This is a genomic window from Amycolatopsis vastitatis (assembly GCF_002234595.1).
Classification (GTDB): Bacteria; Actinomycetota; Actinomycetes; order Mycobacteriales; family Pseudonocardiaceae; genus Amycolatopsis; species Amycolatopsis vastitatis.
In genome coordinates this window covers 56,607-78,089 of record NZ_NMUL01000045.1, presented here as the reverse complement: position 1 = coordinate 78,089, position 21,483 = coordinate 56,607, and the positions used below count along the sequence as shown (strand labels likewise).

General features: G+C 70.9%; 15 protein-coding genes. 9 read left to right on the top strand and 6 right to left on the bottom strand.

Annotation, left to right across the window (positions count from 1 at the left end; all coding sequences use genetic code 11):
- Positions 1-38 precede the first annotated feature (38 nt).
- A complete protein-coding gene (locus tag CF165_RS37705; RefSeq protein ID WP_093952381.1) occupies positions 39-4,091 on the bottom strand; it encodes a family 43 glycosylhydrolase in 4,053 nt (1,350 codons plus the stop codon).
- Positions 4,092-4,353: 262 nt separating this feature from the next.
- On the opposite strand from CF165_RS37705, the gene CF165_RS37700 reads away from it, so the two are divergent.
- The 3 genes from CF165_RS37700 (at position 4,354) to CF165_RS37690 (ending at position 9,038) form a co-directional block, all read left to right on the top strand.
- A complete protein-coding gene (locus tag CF165_RS37700; protein WP_167441688.1) occupies positions 4,354-5,733 on the top strand; it encodes a glycoside hydrolase family 43 protein in 1,380 nt (459 codons plus the stop codon).
- 22 nt (positions 5,734-5,755) lie between these two features.
- Positions 5,756-7,192: an RICIN domain-containing protein gene (locus tag CF165_RS37695; protein WP_240521957.1), complete on the top strand. Its 1,437-nt coding sequence runs from the start codon at positions 5,756-5,758 to the stop codon at positions 7,190-7,192.
- A gap of 79 nt (positions 7,193-7,271) precedes the next feature.
- Positions 7,272-9,038: a cellulase family glycosylhydrolase gene (locus CF165_RS37690; RefSeq protein WP_093952447.1), complete on the top strand. Its 1,767-nt coding sequence runs from the start codon at positions 7,272-7,274 to the stop codon at positions 9,036-9,038.
- A gap of 28 nt (positions 9,039-9,066) precedes the next feature.
- Here CF165_RS37690 and CF165_RS37685 read toward each other — a convergent pair whose 3' ends face one another.
- On the bottom strand, positions 9,067-9,735 hold the full coding sequence (locus CF165_RS37685) for a TetR/AcrR family transcriptional regulator (RefSeq protein ID WP_093952378.1): 669 nt from the start codon (positions 9,733-9,735) through the stop codon (positions 9,067-9,069).
- Between the two features lie 72 nt (positions 9,736-9,807).
- Here CF165_RS37685 and CF165_RS37680 point away from each other — a divergent pair, with 72 nt between their 5' ends.
- Genes CF165_RS37680 through CF165_RS37670 form a run of 3 tightly spaced genes read left to right on the top strand, consistent with a single transcriptional unit; the run spans position 9,808 to position 12,917 of the window.
- The gene (locus tag CF165_RS37680) at positions 9,808-10,923 is read left to right on the top strand and encodes an FAD-dependent oxidoreductase (protein ID WP_093952377.1); all 1,116 of its coding nucleotides are present in this window, start codon (positions 9,808-9,810) and stop codon (positions 10,921-10,923) included.
- A 30-nt stretch (positions 10,924-10,953) separates the two neighbouring features.
- Positions 10,954-12,447, top strand: coding sequence for a tRNA (N6-isopentenyl adenosine(37)-C2)-methylthiotransferase MiaB (gene miaB, locus CF165_RS37675; RefSeq protein ID WP_093952376.1), 1,494 nt, complete (start codon positions 10,954-10,956; stop codon positions 12,445-12,447).
- A complete protein-coding gene (locus CF165_RS37670; protein WP_093952375.1) occupies positions 12,444-12,917 on the top strand; it encodes an Rv2732c family membrane protein in 474 nt (157 codons plus the stop codon). Before miaB ends, CF165_RS37670 begins: the two co-directional genes overlap by 4 nt.
- A 19-nt stretch (positions 12,918-12,936) precedes the next feature.
- Here CF165_RS37670 and CF165_RS37665 read toward each other — a convergent pair whose 3' ends face one another.
- Positions 12,937-13,392, bottom strand: coding sequence for a hypothetical protein (locus CF165_RS37665; protein WP_093952374.1), 456 nt, complete (start codon positions 13,390-13,392; stop codon positions 12,937-12,939).
- 451 nt (positions 13,393-13,843) lie between these two features.
- A complete protein-coding gene (locus tag CF165_RS37660; protein WP_093952373.1) occupies positions 13,844-15,157 on the bottom strand; it encodes a DUF349 domain-containing protein in 1,314 nt (437 codons plus the stop codon).
- Between the two features lie 217 nt (positions 15,158-15,374).
- Between CF165_RS37660 and miaA the strand changes: the two genes are divergently transcribed.
- Together miaA and dapF are read left to right on the top strand one after the other, a co-directional pair.
- Positions 15,375-16,286 carry a tRNA (adenosine(37)-N6)-dimethylallyltransferase MiaA gene (gene miaA, locus CF165_RS37655; protein ID WP_093952372.1) on the top strand — a complete coding sequence of 304 codons (912 nt, stop codon included), beginning with the start codon at positions 15,375-15,377 and terminating at the stop codon, positions 16,284-16,286.
- A gap of 10 nt (positions 16,287-16,296) precedes the next feature.
- Positions 16,297-17,124 (top strand): diaminopimelate epimerase, encoded by an 828-nt coding sequence (gene dapF, locus CF165_RS37650; protein WP_093952371.1) that lies wholly within the window; start codon positions 16,297-16,299, stop codon positions 17,122-17,124.
- Positions 17,125-17,139: 15 nt separating this feature from the next.
- Here the strand turns inward: dapF and valS are convergent, their stop codons facing one another.
- The gene (gene valS, locus CF165_RS37645; RefSeq protein WP_093952370.1) at positions 17,140-19,653 is read right to left on the bottom strand and encodes a valine--tRNA ligase; all 2,514 of its coding nucleotides are present in this window, start codon (positions 19,651-19,653) and stop codon (positions 17,140-17,142) included.
- Positions 19,654-19,662: 9 nt separating this feature from the next.
- Positions 19,663-20,916 (bottom strand): MFS transporter, encoded by a 1,254-nt coding sequence (locus CF165_RS37640; protein ID WP_093952369.1) that lies wholly within the window; start codon positions 20,914-20,916, stop codon positions 19,663-19,665.
- A 63-nt stretch (positions 20,917-20,979) separates the two neighbouring features.
- Between CF165_RS37640 and CF165_RS37635 the strand changes: the two genes are divergently transcribed.
- Positions 20,980-21,483, top strand: coding sequence for an ArsR/SmtB family transcription factor (locus CF165_RS37635; protein ID WP_093952368.1), 504 nt, complete (start codon positions 20,980-20,982; stop codon positions 21,481-21,483).

Genomic DNA, 21,483 nt, shown 5'->3' with positions numbered 1-21,483 from the left:
CGCTTGATCGACTCGAATTCCCCCAGCCGGGTGGGCGATCACCTCAGCGGCCGGACGCTCCCGAGGGTCGGCACCACCTTGGCGATGGTGCCGTCCGGGTTGAACCGCAGCCGGTCGATGGTCACTTCGCGGTGCGTGCCGTCGCCGCCGGGGATCGCGAAGCGGTGGTAGGCGATGTACCAGTCGTCCGTTCCCGGCACCTGGACGATGCTGTGGTGGCCGGTCCCGAGGATGCCGAGCGACGGGTCCTTCTCGAGGATGACGCCCCGGTTGACCAGCCCGTCGAGCAGCGGGCTCGTCGCCGTCGCGTAGCCGACGCGGTAGTTCTCGCTGCCCGTGTCGTCGATCGACCACGTGAGGTGGTACGTACCGGCGCGCTTGGTCATGAAGAGCCCCTCGCGGAACCCGTCGAGCCCGGTGAGCTGCTTGACCTTCGCCGGGTCGTACGACGTCAGGTCGGCGTTCAGCGGCACGACGTAGGCGTTGCCGTTGCCCCAGTACAGGTAGGTCTGCCCGTCGTCGTCGGTGAACACCGCCGGGTCGATCGCCTGGCCGCCACCCGGGTTCGCCGCGATCAGCGGCTTGCCCAGCGCGTCTTTGAACGGACCGGTGGGGGAGTCGGACACCGCGACGCCGATCTTGGCGTCCGCGCAGAAGTAGAAGTAGTACTTGCCGTTCTTCTGCGTGATGGTCGGCGCCCACGCCCGGCTGTCCGCCCAGGACACGTCCGGGCCGAGGTCGAGGATCTTCGGGTGCCGCGTCCAGGTGACGAGGTCCTTGCTCGACCAGGCGTCGAACGTCGTGCCCGACCAGCCGGGGAAGCCGTCGGTCGTGGCGTAGATGTAGTACGTGTCGCCGAAGCGGACGATGTTCGGGTCCGCGTTGTAGCCGGGCAGGACCGGGCTGTTCATGACGACCGCGCTGACCGTCCACGTCCGCCTGGTCCAGCCGGCGCCGACGACCGAATAGCCCACCGGGCCGGTGAAGTCCTGCCGGGAACCGTTGTGCGGGAACACCTGCGTGCCGTCGGCCACCTGCAGCACCGGCGCGAGGCGCCGCACGTCCGTGCCCGGCTTCACCGGCAGGACGATCGTGCCCTTCGCGCTGTCGATGATCGCGGGCACCTTGAGGGAGTCGAGGGTCACCGAGCCGACGGCGGTTTCGTTGCCCGGCGTGCCGAGCACCTCCTTGGCGGTCAGGCCGCGGTTCCACACGGTGAACCGCCGCATCTTGCCCTGGAAGTACTTGTCGGCGCCGTAGGCCGAGCGCCCGAGGTAGTTCGACGTCGTGATGCCCGCGCCGAGGTCGCCCGGTTTCGTGGTGACACCGTCCACACGGGACACTTCGACGCCGTTGTCGTAGAGCCGCGCCGTCCCGTTCGCCAACGTGTACGTCAGCGTGTGCCAGGCGCCGCGGGTCAGCGCCCGCTTGCTGTCGGTGTTCTGCTCGGTTGACCAGTTGCCGGACGCGATCGCGGCCCGGTAGGTGTCCCCGGTCGCGAAGAGGTAGCCGTCGCCGACGTTGTCGGTGCTGTTTCCCAGGTTCCACAGGAAGTACGACGTCTGCTGGGCGGGGTCGACCCACACCTGCGCGGACACCGTGATCCCGTTCAGCCCGGTCATGAGGTTGTTCGGCAGGGCGACGTAGCCGTCCTTGCCCGCGAAGGCGAGCCCGTCCGCCGAGCGCGTGACGCCGCCGTGCATCGTGGCGTCCCGGCCGTTGCCGGAGACGTCGGTGACGGTGTCGCCCCGGCCTGCCGCCGTGAGGTCGTAGTCGGCGACGACGCCCTTGGCGTCGGCGCTCACCGGCGGCGGCCCCTGCCGCAGCCGCGCGAGTTCGGCCTTGGTCAGCGGCAGCACCGTGCCGTGGCGCGGGCTCTTCGGGAGCTGGTACTCGGCCGGGATCGTCCAGTTCGGCTTCGCCAGCGAATCGGTGACGAAGGGGACGTAACCGCGGTGCGGCGTCTCGTCCATGAAGGCGTAGAACTTGCTGCCGTCGTTGGACTTGAACGCCGTCGGGCCTTCCACCCAGTCCGTGCCGAGCTTGGTGCGGATGCAGTCGTCCACGAGCTCCCAGTTGCGCGGCTTCGTCGTCGGCAGGTCCACCGCGCGCAGGTTCTTCGACCGCTCGAGCACGATGTCGCGCTCGCAGGACCCGATCACCTTGCCGTCGGTGGTCAGCCGGTAGTAGTAGTCGCCGTCCTTGATGACGGTGGAGTCGATGACACCGGCACCGGGGTCGTTCCACACCTGGGGCTTGCTGAACGTCCGGAAGTCGCGGGTGGTCGAGTACATCATCCGCGGGTACGTCGAGCCGGTGTGGTCGACGTCGGAGGGAGCGTAGGGGCTCGTCGCCCAGTAGACGACGTAGGCGCCGATCGTCGGGTCGTAGGTCGCCTCGGGCGCCCACGTCATGCCGGCCGTGTCGTCGGAGACCCGGACGTGGCGCTGGTTCGACCAGGTCACCAGGTCGGTCGACTCCCAGATCTCCAGGTACTGGCTGCCGTGGCGCTGTGCCTGGTCCCAGCCGCGGCCGTCGTTGATCTGCAGGTCGGTGGCGACGATGTAGAACCGGTCGCCTTCCGGGCTGCGGACGATGAACGGGTCGCGCACGCCGGTCTCGCCGTAGTTCGACCGCAGCACGGGACGGCCGCCGTTGAGCTCGTCCCAGTGCAGCGGGTCGTTCCCACGGCTGGCCGCGAAGTGGATCTGCTCGGTGTCCTGGGTCGCCTCACCGGTGAAGTAGGCGAACATGTACCCCTCGAGCGCTTCCTTCTTGGGCAGCGGCAGGACCGTGAGGGTGAAGGAGCGTTCCGCCGTCGCGTGACCCTTCGTCGCGCGAACCGTGAGACGTGCCTTCGCCGGCCGCGATCCGGCCGCGGGCCGGGTCACCTCGCCGGTGGCGGTCACGACGCGGGGGTCTTGGCTGCACCAGGTCAGCGTGACGTCGCGGGCGCCCTTGACCGGCAGGGTGATGTTGCCGCGGATCGCGTCCTGGTCGGGGATGACGATGTCCTTGAGCGCGTTGTCGACCTTCTGCCGGTCGGTGATGTCCTGCAGCACGGTGACGGTGAAGGCGCGGTTCGCGGTCTGGCCGGCGTAGGAGACGGCCGCCGTCAAGGTCACCGTCGCGTTGCCGGTGCCCGGCGCGGGCCGCGTCACGACGCCCGCCGCCGACACCACGGCCGGGTTGCTCGACGACCACGTGATCGCGGAGCCGCCGGCGCCCGTCCTGGGCAGGGTGAGGTTGTCGGTGACGGCGGAGGTGTCGCCGAGGTCGAGGGTGGCCGCGTCGGCCGTGGCGCGACCCGAAGCGGTGCGCTCGCCGAGGGCACGGGCTTCGTCGGCGGTCACCGCGCGGTCGTAGACGCGGAAATCGCGGACGTTCCCCTTGAGGTACTTGTCTCCCGTGTAGACGGACCGGCCCAGGTAGTCGGCGGTCGTGCTGCCGCCGCCGATCGAGCCGGGCGTGATCGTGATGCCGGTCTTGCGGGCGACCTCGATCCCGTCTTCGTACAGGACCGCGGTCCCGCCGCCGAGAGCGTAGGTGATCGTGCGCCAGCTGCCGCGCGCGAGGTTGCGGCCCGCACTCGTGGTCTGTTCGGTGGACCAGTTGCCGGAGGCGATCGAGCCGCGGAACTCGTCGCCGGTGGTGAACAGGTACCCGTTCCCGGTTCCGCCGCCGTCGGTGTTGCCCATGCCCCACAGGAAGTACGGCGTGCCCTGGTCGGTGGCGACGTTCACTTGAACCGAAACCGTGATGTCCGCGAGATCCCGCATCAGGTTGTCGGGCAGGCGGACGTGCCCGTTCGTGCCGCCCAGCCGCAGGCCTTCGTCGCCCTGCCACGTCGTGTCGCCGCTGACGGTGGCGTTCCGCCCGTGGCCCGACGCGTCGGGCACGGTGGTCCCGGAGCCGCCGGTGAGGTCGTAGCGGACGACCAGGCCGTCGTCCAGGGTCGCCGCGTGGCCGGAGGTGGCCCAGACGGTCGTGGACGCCGCGGCGACGGCGAGGGCGGCGAGGATCGCGGTCAGCGGTCGGGGCCGCCGGGCGAACTTCGGCGACGTCGTCGTCGCCGAGAGTCGAACGGGCATACCGGCTCTCCATGAGGTGGGCGCCGACGGCGCGGGAAGAGGGCAACGCGAGGGGAGTTTCCGAAGCCGCAACCGGCTGCCGGGCGCGAAGTGAGCGCTAACATAGCTCCCGATCCGGGCGCGGTCAATTACGTGTTTTGGCTGGTGGTGTCCGACCTCCCGACGATCGGCCCCTTGACACCGTGTGGCGCGGGTCACTTACACTACGGCGGATTGTTAGCGCTAACAATCGCCCGGCACTCGACGACGAGATGGGTGGACGATGATCAGTCGACGAGGACTGATGGCGGGCACGGCGGCAGCCGCGGTCGCCGGCGTACTCGGCAGCAAGGCCGCACGCGCCCAAGCCGCCGCCTCCGGCGGGTACGTCATGGCGTACTTCACCGAGTCCCCGTCCATGACGGGCGCCGACTACGGGCTGCACCTGGGGGTCAGCCCGGACGGTCTCGAGTGGATGCCGCTCAACCAGAACCGCCCGGTGGTCACGCCGACGGCGGGCACCGGCGGGCTGCGCGACCCGTTCGTGCTGCGCAAGCAGGACGGCCGGTTCGTGGTGCTGGCGACCGACCTCAAGGGCACCGACTGGTCGCTGCAGAACCAGTACGTCCACGTCTGGGATTCGGCGGACCTGCGCGGGTTCACCGGCTACCGCCGGATCAAGCTGCATTCGATGGCCACGCACAGCTGGGCGCCGGAGGCGTTCTGGGACCCGTCGCGCAACCAGTACGCGATCATCTACTCGGCGGCCTACGGCGGCCACGACGTCATCATGGTCAACTACACCACCGACTTCGTGACGGTCGGCGCGCCGCAGGTGTTCTTCGACCCCGGCCACGCGACGATCGACGGGACGATGGCCACCATCGGCGGGGCCAACTACCTGTACGTCAAGAACAACACCAACAGCACCCTGGTGGGCCAGCGCTCCGGCTCCCTCGCCGCCGGCAGCTTCACCACCTACAAGACCGGAATCTCACCCGGGCGGGGGGTGGAGGCGCCGCAGATCGTGCCGGCGCCGGCGGGGAACCGCTGGTACCTCTGGGGCGACACCTGGAGCCCCAACGGCCGGTTCTTCTGCTGGGAGACCACCGACGTGGCCGCGGGGAACTGGACGCTGCTGAGCGACCGCGCGTACACGCAGCCGCTGAACTCCAAGCACCCCGGGATCACGCCGATCACGGCGGCGGAGATGTCGGGCCTGGTCGCGCAGTGGGGCGCGCCGGCGTGGCGGCGTCTCAAGTCCTACAACTTCCCGGACCGCTACGTCCGGCACGCGGACTCCGTGGGACGCATCGACGCCTACCCGTTCGACCCCTACCAGGACCAGCTGTGGAAGCTGGTGCCCGGCCTGGCGGACGCGACCGGCGTGTCGTTCGAGTCCGTCAACTACCCCGGCCGGTACCTGCGGCACAGCGACTACGAGCTGCACCTGGCGGCCGACGACGGCTCGGCGACGTTCAAGGCGGACGCCACCTTCCACCAGACGCCGGGGCTCGCCGACTCGAGCTGGTCGTCGTTCCGCTCGCACAACTACCCGGACCGGTACGTCCGGCACTACTCCTACGTGCTCCGGATCGACCCCCTCGGCAGCACGTCGTCCACTGTGGACAAGCAGGACGCGACTTTCCGCGTCGGCTACTGACCCCGCTCGCGAAGGAGCCGTCATGCTACGACGACGTGGCACGGTCTTGTCCTTGCTCGTGCTCGCCGCTGTCCTGCTCGGCGCGCCCGGCGCGCAGGCCGCACCGGTGACGGTGACCAACGGGAGCCAGTTCACCGACACGTCCGGCGCCTTGGTGCACGCCCACGGCGGCGGCATGCTCAAGGTGGGCGCGTACTACTACTGGTTCGGCGAAAACCGCAATGCCGACGACACCTTCCGCGCGGTCTCGGTCTACCGCTCGACCGACCTGAAGACGTGGGAGTTCCGCAACGACGTGCTGACGCAGTCCTCGGCGGCCGAGCTGGGCCGGGCGAAGATCGAACGGCCCAAGGTGATCTACAACAGCTCGACCGGGCAGTACGTGATGTGGATGCACAAGGAGAACGGGGACGACTACGCCGAAGCGCGCGCGGCCGTGGCCACGTCGTCCACGGTCGACGGCGGCTACACCTACCGCGGCAGCTTCCGGCCGCTCGGCGCCCACATGTCGCGTGACATCACGCTGTTCAAGGACGACGACGGAACCGCGTACATGGCCTCCGCGGCCCGCGAGAACGCCGACCTCAACGTGTACCGGCTCACCGCCGACTACACCGGAGTCGCTTCGCTGGTGCAGACGTTGTGGCCCGGCTCGTACCGCGAGGCCCCGGCGATGTTCAAGCGGAACGGGGTGTACTTCCTCGTCACCTCGGCCGCGACGAGCTGGCAGCCGAACCAGCAGAAGTACGCCACGGCCACGAGCGTCACGGGGGCGTGGAGCGGGCTGACGAACGTCGGGGATTCCACCGGCTACGGCAGCCAGACCGCGTACGTGCTGCCCGTGCAGGGCTCGCAGGCGACGTCCTACCTCTACCTGGGTGACCGCTGGGCGGGGGCCTGGAACCGTCCGGTCGACGAGTCCCGGTACGTGTGGCTGCCGCTGAGCTTCCCCAGTGCCACCACGATGTCCATGAGCTGGTACCCGCAGGTGAGCGTCGATACGGCCACCGGCGTGGTCGCGGGTGTGGGCAGCGGCAGCGCGTACGAATCCTTGGTGGCCCGGCACAGCGGCAAGTGCGCGGACGTCCCGAGTTCGGCGAAGGACGACGGCACGGCGATCAAGCAGTACGCCTGCAACGGCGGCTGGAACCAGCAGTGGAGCGAGCTGGACCTCGGCAACGGGTACGTCAACCTGATCGCGCGGCACAGCGGGAAGTGCCTCGACATCTCGGACGCCTCGACCGCGGACGGCGCCGCGGCGGTGCAGTGGACGTGCAACGGCGGCACGAACCAGCAGTGGCAGGCCCAGGCGGTCGGCGGCGGGTACGTCCGGTGGGTGGCCCGGCACAGCGGTAAGTGCCTCGACGTCGTCTCCGCGTCGACGGCCGACGGTGCCGCCGTCAAGCAGTACCCGTGTACCGGCGTGACGAACCAGCAGTGGCTCCGGCGGGCGGCCTGAACAGCTCCTTCCGGCCCTTGACGGGCCAGGATCGGGTCGCTAGCTTTTGCGAAACTCCTTCATGTTTGGGGCCGCCATCATGCGCATGCTCGTGGCTTTGCTGACCGCCGTGGCGATGACTTCCGGCGTGACTTCCGGCGTCGTCGCCTCCGCCGTGGCCGAGGACGTTCCGCAGCACCGGTTGACCGTGCGCGGCTCGGCTTTCGTCGACGAGTACGGCCGCGAAGTGGTCTTGCGCGGCTTCAACGTCTCGGGGGAGACGAAGCTGGCGGAAAACGGTTTCCTGCCGTTCGCCAACGCGGCCGACGCGCGCCGGTCCGCGCAGTCGATGCGGGCGCTCACCGGCGCGAACGCGGTGCGGTTCCCGATCGCGTGGGCGGGGACGCAGCCGGTGCGCGGCCCGGTGAACACGCAGTATCTGGCCGCGCTGACCGACCAGATGAAGGCGTTCCTCGACGAGGGTTTCACGGTCCTGCCGGACTTCCACCAGGACCTGTTCTCCCGCTACCTGTTCAACCGCGGCAGCTGGTACACCGGCGACGGCGCGCCGAAGTGGGTCGTCGACCTCGGCGGCTACCCGGCGGAGAGCTGCGGCATCTGCGCGCACTGGGGACAGAACATCACCCAGAACGGCGCGGTCCAGGACGCCACGAAGGACTTCTGGCACAACGCCCGCGGCGTCCAGGACGAGTTCGTCGGCCAGGCCGTCCAGACGATGTCCTACCTGCGGACGAACCTGAGCGCCGCCCAGTTCGCGGGCGTGGCGGGCATGGACCCGTACAACGAGCCCTTCGCCGGGCGGTACGACCAGGGCCAGGACAGCAAGGCGTGGGAGCAGAACGTGCTCTGGCCGTTCTTCAAGCGGTTCCGCGACGCGATGGACACCGCCGGCTGGCAGGACAAGCCCGCGTTCGTCGAACCGAACATGTTCTGGAACGCCAACATCTCCTTCCAGCTCCACCCCGGCGGCTTCCAGGACACCGGCGTCATGGGCCCGCGGTACGTGTTCAACACGCACTTCTACGACCAGCTCGCCCAGTCCGGCGTGTTCATGCCGGGCAAGGCGGGCGACGGCCAGTACAGCGCGAACTTCGGCACGGTCCGCGACCGCGCGACGGCCTTGGGCACGGCGGCGATCGTCACCGAGTTCGGCCACCCGATGACGGGCTACACCTCGGACAAGACCCCGACGGTCGACAAGGCGATGTACCAGGCCCTGGATTCACGGGTGTCCGGCGCGAACTGGTGGAGCCAGCCGGCGCAGTCGGGCCCGGTGCTGTCGTCGACGCAGTGGCAGTGGGACATCTACAGCGGCCGTCACCACGAGCTGATGAACGACAACCCGGACAAGGTCAAGACGGACGGCGACGCCTGGAACGGCGAGGACTTCTCCTCGGCCCGCACGGCGGACGACGGGACCGTCCAGCTCCGCCAGGACGCGCGCCTGCTCGACCGGCTCTACCCGGCCGCGGTCGCCGGCCACACGCTGGCGTTCACGTACGAGGACCGCTCGCGCGACGGCAGCCAGACCCTGACCTGGAACCGGATCCCGTCGACGATGCCGGCCACCGCCGCGCTGACCGGCACCGGCCGGTACGGAGTCCTGGTGTGGCAGGGAACCGACGCGGGCGCGCCGACCGAGCTTCACGTACCGGCGGGGATGACGCCGACGGTGGTCACGGACGTGGCTTCGGTCAGCCGGGCGGGCGACCGCCTGCGTCTGGGTGCGACCCCGGGCCTGCACTACGCGCTGATCGCGGAACCGGCGACCGCGCCGACCGCGGCCCAGCTGGCGGCGGTCCGTGCGGAACTCGCGGCTTGGGCGCCTACCGCGTCCGCGAAGTGATCCGCCGCAGCCGCTCCACTGTGGACTGCTAGCGAAGGGTCGCTATTCCGGCCAGGAAGAAGTCGACGCCCGCGAGGAACTGCTCGCGGTCGTCGTGCTCGCGCAGGTGCGCCGCGGCCCGGCGGACGAACGGGTACCGGTCGGGGTCGAGCGACGCCCAGCGGGCGGAGACGTCGGCCAGGAAGGCCGAGCGATCCCCCTGGCCGGACGTGAGCAACCGGGCGTTCGCCGCGTTCTGCCCGGCGACGCCGAGGACGTAGTTCACGAGCGCGCCCGCGGCGTCGAACAGCGCTCGCTCGGGCACGCCGAGCGCGTCGAGCAGCCCGCCGATGCGCTCGTAGATCTCCATCAGCGCGGGCCGCCACGGCTCGCGCGAGAGCTGGGCGCCGACCCAGGGGTGGGCGTCGATCGCGTCGAACAGGCCCAGCGCGACGGTGCGCAGAGCCTCCCGCGGCTCGGCGCCGTCGGCCGTGCCGGTCATGACGCGGGCGATGACGTCGTCGGTGGCCGCCGCGAGCAGGTCGCTCTTGTTCGCGACGTGGTGGTAGATCGCGCCGTAGCCGGTGTCGAGGCGGGCGGTGAGCGCGCGGAACGTCAGCGCGGCCTCGCCGGCCTCGTCCAGGATCCCGGCCGCCGCCCGGACGATCACGTCCTTGGACAGCCCGTCCGTGCGTCTCTTCGTCACAGGTCCGATCATCGCACGTATGGAACGCCGATCCAAACTCGTGCTACGGTGACGATTGGAACGACGATCCAATCGGAGGAAACCATGACTGTCACGATCATCGGAGCCGGCCTCGGCGGCCTGGTCCTGGCCCGCGTGCTGCACCGGCACGGCATCCCGGTGGCGGTTTACGAAGCGGAGGCCTCGCCGGACGCCCGCCGCCAGGGCGGCATGCTGGACATCCACCCGTGGAACGGCCAGCCGGCCCTCGAGGCGGCGGGCCTGACCGAGGGGTTCCGGAAGCTCGTCCTGCCGGGCCGCGAGTCCACCCGCGTCGTCGACAGCACCGGGACTGTGCTGCTCGACCGGCCCGACGACGGCACCGGCGAACGTCCCGAGGTCCAGCGCGGCGAGCTGCGGCAGCTGCTGCTCGACTCGCTCCCGCCCGGCACCGTCCACTGGGGACACAAGGTCACCGGGGTCCGGCCCCTCGGCGACGGCGGCCACGAGGTGAGCTTCGCCGACGGTGCCACGGTCGTCACGACCCTGCTGGTCGGCGCGGACGGCGCGTGGTCGAAGGTCCGCCCGCTGCTCACCGGCGCCACCCCGGAGTACGTGGGCATCACGGTCGTCGAGACGTTCCTGTTCGACGGCGACGCCCGCCATCCCGCCGCCGCGAAGGCCGTCGGAGCCGGAGCGCTCTACGCGCTCGCGCCGGGCAAGGGAATCGTGGCCCATCGGGAGGGCGACGGGGCACTGCACACGTACGCGCAGCTGTTCAAGCCCCAGGACTGGCTCGCCGGCGCCGACGAGGCCACCGTCGTGGCCGGGGCCGTCGAGGAGTTCGCCGGCTGGGCGCCCGAGCTCACGGCTCTGATCACGGACAGCGACACGCCGCCGGTCCTGCGCCGCCTCCACACGCTGCCGGCCGGGCATCGCTGGGACAGGGTGCCCGGAGTGACCCTGCTGGGAGACGCGGCCCACCTGATGCCCCCGAACGGCGAAGGAGCCAACCTGGCCATGCAGGACGGCGCCGAACTCGGCCGGGCCATCGCCGCACACCCGGGCGACGTGGAGACGGCGCTGGCCGAGTACGAGCAGGGCATGTTCGAGCGCGCGGCGGCGGAAGCGGAAGACGACATCTACGAGGTCATGTTCGGCGACGACGCGCCCCACGGCATGCTCGCCCTGCTCGCCGGAGCCGAGGCCACCGCGAAGTAGCAGGTGGGAGCGGGGCTACCCTGAAGGGCGATGACCGAGAACCAGGCACCCAGGGCGTACCAGATCCGCACGTTCGGCTGCCAGATGAACGTGCACGACTCCGAGCGGCTCGCGGGGCAGCTCGAGGACGCCGGGTACGTCCCGGTGAGCGCCGGGGCGAAACCCGACCTGATCGTGTTCAACACCTGCGCCGTCCGGGAGAACGCCGACAACAAGCTGTACGGCACCCTCGGGCACCTGCGGCCGGACAAGGTCGCGAACCCGGACCTGCAGATCGCCGTCGGCGGGTGCCTGGCCCAGAAGGACCGCGGCGAGATCGTCAAGCGGGCGCCGTGGGTGGACGTCGTGTTCGGGACGCACAACCTCGGGTCGTTGCCGACGCTGCTCGAGCGCGCCCGGCACAACGCCGAGGCCGAGGTCGAGATCCTCGAATCGCTCGAGACCTTCCCCTCGACGCTGCCCGCGCGCCGCGAGTCGTCCTACGCGAGCTGGGTGTCCGTTTCGGTCGGGTGCAACAACACCTGCACCTTCTGCATCGTCCCCGCGCTGCGCGGCAAGGAACGCGACCGGCGGCCCGGCGAGATCCTCGCCGAGGTGGAAGCGCTCGTCGCCGAGGGCGTGCTCGAGGTCACCCTGCTCGGCCAGAACGTCAACTCCTACGGCGTCGAGTTCGGCGACCGGCTGGCGTTCGGCAAGCTGCTGCGCGCGTGCGGCACGGTCGACGGGCTCGAGCGCGTCCGCTTCACCTCGCCGCACCCGGCGGCGTTCACCTCCGACGTCATCGAGGCGATGGCGGCGACCCCGAACGTCTGCCACCAGCTGCACATGCCGCTGCAGTCCGGCTCCGACCGGGTGCTGCGCGAGATGAAGCGCTCGTACCGCTCGGCGCGGTTCCTGAAGATCCTCGACGAGGTCCGCGCGGTCATGCCGGACGCGGCGATCACCACCGACATCATCGTCGGCTTCCCCGGCGAGACCGAGGAGGACTTCCAGGCGACCCTGGACGTCGTGGCGCAGGCCCGATTCTCCAGCGCGTTCACCTTCCAGTACTCGAAGCGCCCGGGCACGCCGGCCGCGACGATGGACGGCCAGCTGCCGAAGGAGGTCGTCCAGGAGCGGTACGAACGCCTGGTCGAGCTGCAGAACACGATCTCCTGGGAAGAGAACAAGAAGATCGTCGGCCGCCGCGTCGAGCTGCTCGTCGCCGAGGGCGAGGGGCGCAAGGACGCCGAGACGCACCGGATGAGCGGCCGCGCCCGCGACGGGCGGCTGGTGCACTTCGCGCCGACCGGGGCGAACGTCGACCGCGCGGTCCGCCCGGGCGACGTCGTCGAGACGGTGGTGACCTACGGCGCGCCGCACCACCTGGTGGCGGACGGCGACCTGCTGTCGCACCGGCGGACGCGGGCCGGCGACAACGCGGAGGCCGGGCTGCGGCCGAAGACGAGCGGCGTCACGCTGGGCCTGCCGGGCTTCGGTGCCCCGGCCGCTCAGCCCGAGCCGGTGAGTGGGTGTGCGCTGTGACGGAGCCGAAGGGCAACGGCGAGCTGGCCGAGCTGGCCGCCGAAATCGACGAAGCCGGTGAGCACGCGTCCCGCACGGTGGAGCTGGGCCGCCGCGGGTTCACCATCGCGGTGTTCACGTTCGTGCTGCTGATCTGCCTGATCCTCCCCTGGGTCGGCGACCACGCGGGCTGGCAGGTGCTCGCCGGCGAGGGTGGCGGCATCCCGCAGCTGTTCGCGGCGACGTCGACCGGCGTCGGCATCGTCGCTTCGGCGCTGGCGCTGGTGACGCGCCGCTGGTGGCTGTCCTGGGTGTGCGCGGCCGGCGGCTGGTTCGCCTCGGTGGACGGGCTGCTGGCCATCTGGTCGCAGCAGTCGTCGCACGCGCCCGGGTCCGCGGGCGGCGGTCCCGGGATCGGCCTGGTCATCGCCTGGATCGCGATGATCTGCCTCGCGGTCCAGTGGATGCGGACGGCGTTTTCGCGGTCCTGAGTGCCGGTGGGGACCAGGCTCAGCCGACTCGCAGGGTGAAGGTGCTCGCCGAGTAAGCGGCGGCGTACAGCGTCGTCTCGGGGTGGTAGAGCCGCAGCGAGATCGTGGCGCTGAGGCTGAAGCTGAGGCTGAACGTGAAGCCCCCGTTCGGCCGGCAAGTCGTGTCGGCGAGGTTCACCCACGTCCCGGCCTGCAGCTGCTGCACGATGACGGTCTCGAGGGCCTGGGTGCCGTCCTCGGCGCGGGCCCCGTCGAGCACCTTGAGGTTGCCCTTGAGGTCGACCTTCTCGTTGACCTTGACGTGGTTCTTGCCGAGTTTCCCGTCGACCTTCACCTTCCCCTTGCCGGCTTCGACGGAGGAGGTGAGCGGCGCGGCGGTGGCCGGCGCGGCGAGAGCCGGAGCGAGCCCGGCGACGGCGATGCTGATCACCAGCGCGGAGAGGATCCTGCTGGCACTGAACGGTGTCCTGGTCATGATCGAAAGTGGAGCACCGGACGCCGCGCGAAGCGCGCGGAAACCCCCGGAAGTGGCGGCTACCGGCCCCCTTCGGGCGAACCGCCGACCCTCGGCTTGCCGACCTCGCCCCTCAGCAGCCCCCACCCTCCCTGGCAGGGCTCCGGCAACGTCGTGTCGTTGCCGGTAGCTCCGCGAAGCACTCGTTGGCCCACCACCCCGAAGCCGGATTGTGACTACGGACGGCAGTACCGCGTCAAGGCGGGAAAGCGTGCCTTGACCCGGCACTGCCGTCCGTGTTCTGGCTTCGTATCGGGGTGGCAGGGGGGGGCTGGATGGGGTGCCGGTCACGCCGTTAACCTGCCGTTACGCCGGTGAGCGCGGTCCTCGGCTTGCCGACCTCGCCATAAAGCCGTGAAGGCCACCTTGAATCCTCAAGGTGGCCTTCACGAGCTTGAAGCGACCTCTGACCTCAGCGGTCCGCGACCGCCGCCTCCGCGGCCTGCAGCCACTCACGCCACTGCGCGGCCTGCTCGTCGGCCTTCTTCGCGCGACGCTCGTCCCCGGCCGCGCGGGCCTTCGCCGCCTGTGACTCGAACTGCTCGACGCGCTCGCGGAACTGCGCGGCTCGGGCCTGCGCCTCCGGGTCGGTGCGGCGCCAGCGGCTGTCCTCGGCCGACTTGACCGCGTCCTGGACCGCCTTGAGCCTGCCGTCGAGCTCGCGGATGCGTTCGCGCGGGACCTTGCCGATCTCGTCCCACTGCTCCTGGATCCGGCGCAGCGCGTTCTTCGCCGCCTCCAGGTTGGCTGCCGCGTCGATCTTCTCGGCCTCGACCAGCAGTTCCTCCTTGCGGGCGGCGTTCTGCGAGAACTCCGCGTCGCGCTCGGAGAACACCGCGGACCGGCGGGCGAAGAACTTGTCCTGCGCCGCGCGGAACCGCTGCCACAGTGCCTCGTCGCTGTCCTTCGGCGCGCGGCCGGCGGCCTTCCACTCCGTCATCAGGTCCTTGTAGCGGCCGGCGGTGTCGCCCCAGTCGTCGGACTCGCTGATCGCCTCCGCTTCGGCGATGAGCTCCTCCTTGCGCTGCTTGGCCGCCGCGCGCTGCTTGTCGAGCTCGGCGAAGTGCGAGCCGCGCCGGCGGTTGAACGCCTCGCGGGCCTTCGAGAACCGCTTCCACAGCTCGTCGTCGGTCTTGCGGTCGACGCCCTTGACCGTCTTCCACTCGTCGAGGATCGTCCGCAGCCGGTCGCCCGCCGCCTTCCACTGCGTGGACTCGGCGGCGATCTTCTCGGCCTCTTCGGCCAGCTCCTGCTTCCGGGCGACGGCGGCCGCGCGGGCCTCCTCCCGCTCGGCCTTCGCGCTGGCCAGCGCCTTCTCGGCGTGCGCGATGACGTACTCCAGCCGCGCGGCGAGCGCCGCGAGGTCGCCGACCACCGCGGCCTCGGCCAGCCCGTCCCGGATCTGGGTCGCGCTCGACAGCGCGTGCTTCGGGTCGCCCGCGCCGGAGATCAGCCGGGTTTCCAGCAGCTCGACCTCGGTGCGCACGTCGTCGAAGCGGCGGGCGTAGTGCACCAGACCTTCGTCGGGACTGCCTGCCTGCCAGACGCCGACGGCACGTTCCCCCTCGGCGGTGATGACGTAGACGGTGCCCTCGTCGTCGATCCGGCCCCAGGTCGCGGGGGTGGGCTCGGCGGGCGGCACGGGCGGGGCGGCGTGCCCGGCGTGCAGCGCGTGCGGCACCGGGTGCGGGGCCGGGGTACCGGTGGAAGTGTTCTCCTGGGCCATCGCAGGCTCCTTATCGCCTGTACGCCCGCTCGCGCGGGCGCCCCGCCGTGGAGCGGGGCCGGGTAATGCGGTCGTCACGGGCCGTGCTCGGATGCTACGGCCCCACGCGGCATTCAAGCAGCTCAGCGCGCACCGTGGTACTGGATGGGCCACTCGAAGCTCGTGATCCTACTTCCGGTGGACGCTCCGTGTCGGCCCGCAGGTATCGTCAGCCGCCGTGAACAGCCCCGTCGTCCCGCTCGCGGTGGTCGGGCCGACGGCCACCGGCAAGACCGCGCTGGCTGTGGACCTGGCCCGCGAGCTCGGCGGCGAAGTCGTCAACGCCGACGCGATGCAGCTCTACCGGGGCATGGACATCGGCACCGCCAAGGCCACCGAGGCCGAACGCCGCGGCGTCCCGCACCACCTGCTCGACGTGCTGGACGTGACCGAGACGGCGTCCGTCGCCGCGTACCAGCGCGAAGCGCGTGCCACGATCGAGCGACTGCTGGCCGGGGGCAAGGTCCCGGTGCTGGCCGGCGGATCCGGCCTCTACGTCCAGGCCGTGCTCGACGACCTGCGGTTCCCCGGCACCGACCCGGCCGTCCGAGCCAGGCTCGACGCGGAAGCCGACCGGCTCGGCACCCCCGCGTTGTACACCCGGCTGGGTGAACGCGACCCCGCCGCCGCGGCGGCCATCCTGCCCACCAACACGCGCCGGATCGTGCGCGCCCTCGAGGTCATCGAGATCACCGGCGAGCCGTTCTCGGCGAACCTGCCGAAGCCGGGGCCCGCGCGCTACGGCACGGTCGTCATCGGCGTCGACCGCGCACCCGAGGAGCTCGACGAGCGCGTGAACGAGCGCGTCGGGCGGATGTTCCGGGCCGGGCTGGTCGACGAAGTGCGGGCACTGGAGAAGCGGGGCCTGCGCGCCGGGAAGACGGCGTCGCGGGCCCTCGGGTACCAGCAGGTGCTCGCCGAACTGGACGGCGAAGGCGACTTCGAGGCGGCCGCCGCGGCGACGGCGCAGGCCACGCGGCGCTTCGTCCGGAAGCAACGCTCCTGGTTCCGGCGCGACCAGCGGATCCATTGGTTCGACGGCGCCGATCCCGGGCTGGCCGCGCGCGTCCTGGATACCCTGGGCCGGTAATCTTCACCCTATGGGCGGAATCGAGTTCCTCAAGGGGCACGGCACACAGAACGACTTCGTGCTGCTCCCCGACCCGGCCGGCCGCCTCGGGCTGACCGAGGCGAGGGTCGCCGCGCTGTGCGACCGCCGCCGCGGCCTCGGGGCCGACGGCGTGCTGCGCGTCGTCCGCGCCGCCGCGCTCGACGAGCCGTCCGCGGGCGAGTGGTTCATGGACTACCGCAACGCCGACGGGTCGATCGCCGAGATGTGCGGCAACGGCGTGCGCGTCTTCGCCCGCTACCTGGTCGAAGCGGGTCTGGCCACCGAGGGCGAGTTCGTCGTCGGCACCCGCGCCGGCGACCGCCCGGTGGTCGTGCACCCGGACCGCTCGGTGACCGTCGAGATGGGACCGGCGACGATCACCGGCACGTCCGTGACGGTGGTGGCCGGCCGCCCGTTCTCCGGCGTGGCGGTGAACGTCGGCAACCCGCACCTGGTGTCGCTGCTCGACGACGACGTCGCGGACCTCGACCTGCGTGACCAGCCCGACTTCGACCACGACGTCTTCCCGCACGGAGTCAACCTCGAGTTCGTCAACCGCCTCGGCGAGAACGCGCTGCGGATGCGCGTGCACGAGCGCGGGGTGGGCGAGACGCGGGCGTGCGGCACCGGCACGGTCGCCGCGGTGGCGGCGGCGTTCCACCTGGCGGGCACCGACACCGGAAGGTCCACTGTGGACATCCCGGGCGGCCGCGTCGAGGTGACGGTGTCCCGCGGCGCGTCGACGCTGTCGGGCCCGGCGGAGATCGTGGCACGCGGCGAGATCGACGAAGCCTGGTGGGCCGCCGCCGGTTCGTGATGGCGGCCCCTCCGGCTAGACCTTGGCCTCCACCGCGAAGTCGCCTTCGCGGGTGGTGACGTCCGAGATCGCGCCCGCGATGCGGATGTCGGGCTCGATCTGCTCGAACCGCGCCAGCACCTCCGCCGGCCCGGTCACCGTCAGGCTCTCCACCGCCGTGCGCATCGACACCTTCGCGTCGGTCTTCGCGCGGCGGACCGCCGCGATCACCTGGCCCGCCAAAGCGAGCACCTCGGGGTCACCGTCGGACGACGCGGCCGCGGGCCACGCGGCCCGGTGCACCGAGCCCTCCTGCCACCACGACCAGACCTCCTCGGTCGCGAACGGCAGGAACGGCGCGAACAGCCGCAGCAGGGCCGAGAGCGTGGTCACCAGCGCGGCCCGCGCCGACTGGGCCGCGTCGTCACCTCGGTCACCGTAGGCGCGGCCCTTCACCAGCTCCACGTAGTCGTCGCAGAACGTCCAGAAGAACGTCTCCGTCACCTGCAACGCCCGGGCGTAGTCCAGTGCTTCCAACGCCGCCGTCGCCTGCTCGGTGACGACGGCCAACGACGCCAGCAGCGCCCGGTCCAGCGGCTCGGTGGCGACGGCGCCGGGCATCGGCACGCCGAGGCCCAGCACGAACCGGCTCGCGTTGAGCAGCTTCGTCGCCAGCCGCCGCCCGACCTTCATCTGGCCTTCGTCCACCGCCGTGTCGACGCCCGGGCGCGCGCTCGCCGCCCAGTACCGCACGGCGTCCGAGCCGAAGCGCTCCAGCAGGTCCACCGGGGTGATCACGTTGCCGATGGACTTCGACATCTTCTTGCGGTCGGGGTCGAGCACCCAGCCCGCGATCGCCGCCGCCCGCCACGGCAGTACGCCGTGCTCCAGCTCCGCGCGCACCGCCGTCGAGAACAGCCAGGTGCGGATGATCTCGTGCGCCTGGGGCCGCAGGTCCATGGGGAACACCCGCTCGAACAGGTCGTCGTCGATGCTCCACCGGCCGACGATCTGCGGCGTCAGCGACGACGTCGCCCACGTGTCCATCACGTCGGGATCCGCGGCGAACCCGCCCGGCTTCCCGCGCTGCTCCTCGGTGAACCCCGGCGGGACGTCGCTGCTCGGGTCGACCGGCAAGGTGTCCGGCAGCAGGCGCGCGTCGTAGTCCGGCTCGCCGTCCGCGCCGAGCCGGTACCACAGCGGGATCGGCACCCCGAAGAACCGCTGGCGGCTGATCAGCCAGTCCCCGGCCAGGTTCTCCACCCACGACGAGTACCGCACGCGCATGTGCTTCGGCACCCAGTTGAGCTCTTCGCCGCGCGCGAGCATCTTCTCCCGGAAGGCGGCGTCGTTCCCGCCGTTGCGCAGGTACCACTGCCGGCTGGCGACGATTTCCAGGGGCTTGTCGCCCTTTTCGTAGAACTTCACCGAGTGCGTGATCGGCCGCGGTTCCCCGTGCAGGGCACCGGCTTCGCGCAGCAGGCGCACCATGATCTCGCGTCCCGTGTGGACGGTCTTGCCGACGAGCGGCGCGTACGCCTCCACCGGCACCCCGGACGGCGCGTCGGGCAGGAACCGGCCGTCGCGGCCCAGCACCACCCGCGTGGCGAGCCGCAGCTCGCGCCACCACGTGACGTCGGTGGTGTCGCCGAAGGTGCACACCATGGCGATGCCGCGGCCCTTCTCCGGATCCGCGAGGTGGTGGGCCACCACGGGCACTTCGACGCCGAACACCGGCGTCCGCACGGTTTTCCCGAAGAGCGGCTTGAACCGCTCGTCGTCCGGGTGCGCCACCAGCGCGACGCACGCGGGCAGCAGCTCCGGCCGGGTCGTCGCGATCACGACGTCCGCGCCGTCGGGACCGGTGAACGCGAGGTCGTGGAAGGCGCCCGGCCGTTCGCGGTCCTCCAGCTCGGCCTGGGCGACGGCGGTGCGGAACGACACGTCCCAGAGCGTCGGCGCTTCGGCCTGGTACGCCTCGCCACGCTCGAGGTTGCGCAGGAACGCGCGCTGCGAGATCAGCCGCGACTCACGCCCGATCGTCTGGTACGTCATCGTCCAGTCGACGGACAACCCGAGCCGCCGCCACAGTTCCTCGAAGACCTTCTCGTCGGTCTCGGTCAGCTCTTCGCACAGCTCGACGAAGTTCCGTCGCGACACCGCGACGACGTCCTTGCCCGGCTTCTCCGGCGGGCGGAAATCCGGGTCGTACGGCAGCGACGGCTCGCAGCGGACGCCGAAGTGGTTCTGCACCCGGCGTTCGGTCGGCAGGCCGTTGTCGTCCCACCCCATCGGGTAGAACACCTCCGACCCGCGCATCCGCTTGAACCGCGCGACCACGTCGGTCTGGGTGAAGGAGAACACGTGCCCGATGTGGAGCGACCCGCTGACCGTCGGCGGCGGGGTGTCGATCGAGTAGATCTCTTCGCGGGTCTTCGTGCGGTCGAAACGGTAGGCGCCGGTGGATTCCCATACGGGTACCCACTTGGCCTCCAGACCGTCGACACCGACCTTGTCCGGGACTCGCGGGCGCTCGTATGGAGTACTCATGAAGCAACTCTAGGCGGCCGCGGAACCGCTTTTCGCCTCGGTCGGCAGATCGCGCATGTGCCGCAAGGGCGAGCACACCACCCACAGCACCGACGCGGCTTCGCCGGCGACCGCCACCCACATCGCGCCGCGCAGCCCGAGTCCTTCGCCGAGCGCGCCGCCCAGCAGCCCGCCGAGCGGGATCGTGCCGAAGACGACGAACCGCACGCTGGCGTTCATCCGGCCGAGGAGACGGTCCGGGCAGATCGCCTGCCGGTACGAAATCTGCGCGACGTTGTAGACGATGATGCCGAACGAGCCGAGCGCCGCGCCGAACCCGGCGAGCCCGAGCCGCCAGTCCGGCGCGGCGAGCGGGATCAGCAGGTGACCGGGCAAGGTGCCCAGCGGGATCAGCCAGATCGCGCGAGACTGGCCGACCCGCCGGGTGATCGCGCCCGAGCAGACCGCGCCGAGGATGCCGCCGGCGCCGCCGACCGCCATGAGCGCGCCCACCGCGGCCGGCGGCAGCCCGACGGTCCGCGTCAGGAACAGTACGTACACGGCGGCGAACGCGCCGCTGAAGAAGTTCGCCGTCGACGTCGTGCCGACGATCGACCGCAACGGCTTGTCGGAGAAGACGAACCGCAGTCCTTCGGTGATCTGCGGGAGCAGTCGGGGGTTGTCGCCGCGGTCCGGCGCGGGTTCCTGCGCGCGGATCCGCAGCAGGCACAGCGCCGACGTGAGGAAGCCGAGGCCGGTGACCAGCACGGTGTTCGCCGCGGTCACCAGCTGGACCAGGACGCCGGCGGCGCTCGGCCCGGCGATCTGCGCGGTCGACTGGACGGCCTGCAGCTTGGCGTTGCCCTCCAGCAGGTGCTCCCGGCCGACGAGCGTGGGCAGGTACGACTGGTAGGCGATGTCGAAGAACACCGTCGCGATGCCCACGAACAACACGACGACCAGCAGCTGCGCGAGCGTCAGTACCCCCGCCCACCAGGCGACCGGCACGCTCAGGAGCAGCGCCGCCCGGGTGAAGTCGGCGGTGAGCATGACCGGGCGGCGGCGCATCCGGTCGACCCACACGCCCGCCGGCAGCCCGATCAGCAGGAACGCGAGCGTTTCGGCGGCGGTGAGCAGCCCCATCTCGAACGGCGTCGCGGCCAGCGTCACGGCCGCGAGCAGCGGGACGGCGGTGTTGCCGACGAACACGCCGAACTGGCTGGCCGTGTCGCCGGCGAACAGCCGCCTGAAGTCGGCGTGGCGGAAAAGTGACCCCCTGTGCATGCCCGCGAGTCTGGCGCAAGTGATTGGAAAGAGTCAATCACTGTTCGCTCTAGGCTGTGCGCCGTGCTCCCTGCGAAACGACGCGCCGCGACCGAAGCCGAGGCCGCCGCGCTGGCCTCCGGAATACGGCTGCGCATCATCCGGTTGACCTTCTCGGAGGCGCTCACGAACAAGGAACTCGCGCAGCGGCTGGGCCGGGACCCGGCGACCACGCTGCACCACGTGCGCAGGCTGGTCGACACGGGCTTCCTCGCCGCGCAGCCGCCACGCCGCGGCGCCCGGGGGGCCAAGGAAATCCCGTATCTTTCGACGGGGCTTTCGTGGACACTCGACTCATGCGGTGACAAGGGCGTGGAACAGGCGGTTCTCGAGGCCTATCTGGCCGAGATCGCCGAGACCGGATTCGACGGCGTGCACCAGTCACGCCTGGTCGTCCAGGTGGCCCCCGAGGAGCGGGCGGAGCTGGAAACCCGGCTGAACGCCCTGCTCGAGGAGTTCCGCGCGCGCCCGCGCCGTCCCGGCGCCGAACGCACCGCGGTCTACCTCGCCACCTATCCCAGCAGCTAA